This window comes from Microbacterium sp. ISL-103 (assembly GCF_018613995.1).
Classification (GTDB): Bacteria; Actinomycetota; Actinomycetes; order Actinomycetales; family Microbacteriaceae; genus Microbacterium.
In genome coordinates, this window is the sequence record NZ_JAGGPD010000415.1 from 1 (window position 1) to 1,090 (window position 1,090).

At 67.2% G+C, this 1,090-nt stretch carries 1 protein-coding gene; it reads right to left on the bottom strand.

The genetic code is table 11. The annotated features are described in order from the left end of the window. Positions 1 to 197: 197 nt before the first annotated feature. The coding region (mnmA, locus tag J7E68_RS14850; protein ID WP_215173857.1) for a tRNA 2-thiouridine(34) synthase MnmA at positions 198 to 1,090 on the bottom strand (893 nt) is incomplete at its 5' end.

Sequence of the window (1,090 nt, forward strand, 5' to 3'; positions counted from 1 at the left end):
TCCAGCTCCTCGAGCCGATGCAGCCAGCCGTCGTACGTGCGGTCGTCGACGATCGAGGTGTCGCGACCGTAGTACGCGTCTTTCGCCTCGAGGATGCGAGTGGTCAGTTCGTCCGCTTCGACACGGGCGTCTTCCAACGAGATGTTCTCCGGCACCCCGCCAGTCTACGAGCGGCCACCGACATCACGAGCGAGGCGCTAGGCGTCGACAGGCACGGCCGAGACCGTGCGATCGATCGTGAACTGGCCGAGCACTCGCGTACCCACATAGAGGACGGCGGTCTGACCGGGTGCGACGCCGTCGAGAGGCTTCTCCGGCACCACCCGCACTCCGTCGGCCGTCACGAATGCGAGCGCGGGTTCCGGCTCGGAGTGCGCCCTGATCTGCACCTCGCAGGCGAACTCGGAGGCGACGGGTGCGGCACCTGCCCAGCTGTAGCGGTCGCCGGAGATCTCACGCGTCGCGAGCGCCTCCTTCGGGCCGACGACGACCGTGTTCGAGACCGGTCGCACCTCGAGCACGAAACGCGGCTTGCCGTCGGCAGCCGGCACGCCGAGCTTGAGTCCGCGGCGCTGACCGACGGTGAAAGCGTGGGCGCCTTCGTGCGAGCCCACCACCGCACCCGTGCGATCGACGACTTCTCCCGTCGCTGTGCCGACCTTCTCGGCCAGCCAGCCACGGGTGTCACCATCGGGGATGAAGCAGATGTCGTGGCTGTCCGGCTTCTGCGCGACGGTGAGTCCGCGCTCAGCCGCCTCCGCACGGACGACGGCCTTCGACGGCGTCGTTCCGAGGGGGAAATACGTGTGTGCCAGCTGTTCCGCTGTCAGAACTCCGAGCACGTAGGACTGATCCTTGGCGTTGTCGGCGGCGCGATGCAGCTCCAGCCCGGCTTCGGTGGGGATCAGGGTGGCGTAGTGCCCCGTGCAGACGGCATCGAATCCCAGCTCGATCGCACGCTCGAGCAAGGCGGCGAACTTGATCTTCTCGTTGCAGCGCATGCACGGGTTCGGGGTGCGCCCCGCCTGATATTCCGACACGAAGTCGGCGATGACGTCCTCGCGGAATCGCTCCGAGAAGTCCCAGACGT